Raw genomic sequence first — 1861 nt, 5'->3', positions numbered from 1 at the left:
ATTAATCACTAGATTTCCCATTCATTGTGAATATGTGTAATTCCGTGATGTGCAGTCATATCAAACTGACAAGGAACAATAGAAACATAACCATTGTTTACAGCCCACTCATCTGTATCATCGCCTCTATCTGGATTTACAAAATCTCCTGCTAACCACAAATATTCTCTACCATAAGGGTCTGTACGTTGGTCAAACTTTTCTTGCCAACGTGCGTGTGCTTGTCTGCATATTCTTACTCCCTTAATTTGTTTTTCTTCTTCTGTTGTCTTATCAAAACGAGGAGGAAAATTGACATTCAGAGCCAAGTTTTTAGGCAAACCATTTTTTAGAGTTTGTTCTGCAATTTTGAATACATAAGAACGGATATGAGAAAAATCAGCATCACTGCCATAATCACAAAGCGAAAAGCCAATCGATGGCAAACCCTCAATCGCCCCCTCAATCGCTGCTGACATTGTTCCAGAATACAAAATACTGATAGAAGTATTGCTACCATGGTTAATTCCACTCACTACCAAATCAGGCGTTCTGTTTTCGAAGAGATGGAATTTGGCTAGTTTTACACAATCGGCAGGCGTACCCGAACACTCATAGGCTTCTACTCCTAAATCTTTAAAAACTTCTGACTTTCGAACTTTCAAAGGCATGTGTATCGTAATGGCATGTCCCATTCCAGACTGTGGGCTGTCAGGTGCAACTACAATCACTTCACCCAGTTCTGTCATTACTTCTACTAATTCTCTTATTCCTTTTGCTGTTATTCCGTCGTCGTTTGATACTAAGATTAGAGGCTTTTGATTATTGTTGCTTGATGCCATAGTTGATTTTGAATGTTTTGTTGTGATTTATGAAGAATAAAGTTAAGGTTTTTTGAGAGAATGAAAAATACTTAAAAGTGATAATATTACTTAACTTTTTATCTTGTCATATTTACTCCTCTAACCAATCTTCAATTTTCTCTGCAATTTCATCATAACGGCTTTCATTTGGAATATGTTTACTATCTTTCAACACATAAATTTCCCTAACATCTGAAAACACTTTTTTAATTCTTGGAATGGCTTTCTCTTTTGGAAAAAACACATCATCTTCTGCTATCATGGCAAAAACAGGTGCAGTAAAACCTTGTGTATCCTTCTCACTCATCAACGGAGGACGACGGTAATCCATCTTGACACCCAACAGAATATTTTTCTGAAATTCAATCCAATGATTATCTTGCTCATCAAAAAAAGCATTCATAAACTTAACTAAATCCTTTTCCTTTTTCGTAAAATGAAACTTAAAAAGTGGAATGCTCAAACGAGAAAGTGAAGGCAAAAAATCGCCATTAGCAAACCCAGAAGGAACAACATAAATCGCCTTTTTTACTTTCTCTGGACTAACTCTGATAAGTTCATTCAAGATAAACGCACCATACGAAATTGCAATTACTGGTACACTTTCAAGACCTAGTTTTTCCAAGACCTCACTTGCCCATTTTCCATATTCATTATTTTTGAAGTCAAGTGTAGTTTCGGCACTTTTTGTGGCTTGTCCGACTGTATCAACAGCATAAATTCTATATTTTTCATATAACTCTCTCATCGCCTCCAAAGCTACTGGAGCACCTGCATGAATGCCATGAAAGACCACCACAGCAGGTAAATGTTTTTCTCCACGAACAATAATATGTGTATTTCCTGCAAATGTATCGATATCTAATTCTTCGTAGCTGTCTTTTGCAAAAGAATTGAGTTTGTTTTCGTACAGATGCATTATAGCCTGTTTGTAGGCTGGCTTTTTATAGATTGTTCCTGTTTTCATAGTTTTTTTGTGATTTGATTTTTCTCAAAGATAATCAATAATTTTAAAATTA

Annotated in this window: 2 protein-coding genes; both read right to left on the bottom strand. The window is 35.7% G+C overall.

Features of this window, described 5'->3' with window-relative positions; all coding sequences use genetic code 11:
• Nucleotides 1-8: 8 nt before the first annotated feature.
• Entirely contained in the window at nucleotides 9-821 is an 813-nt protein-coding gene (gene surE, locus QZ659_RS20220; protein ID WP_291728869.1) for a 5'/3'-nucleotidase SurE, read from the bottom strand.
• A 112-nt stretch (nucleotides 822-933) separates the two neighbouring features.
• A complete protein-coding gene (locus QZ659_RS20215) occupies nucleotides 934-1809 on the bottom strand; it encodes an alpha/beta fold hydrolase (protein WP_291728867.1) in 876 nt (291 codons plus the stop codon).
• Nucleotides 1810-1861 lie beyond the last annotated feature (52 nt).

The sequence above is a fragment of the Bernardetia sp. genome (assembly GCF_020630935.1).
Taxonomy (GTDB): Bacteria; Bacteroidota; Bacteroidia; order Cytophagales; family Bernardetiaceae; genus Bernardetia.
Note: the sequence above shows the minus strand (reverse complement) of the source record. Positions and strands in the feature narration are given on the sequence as shown.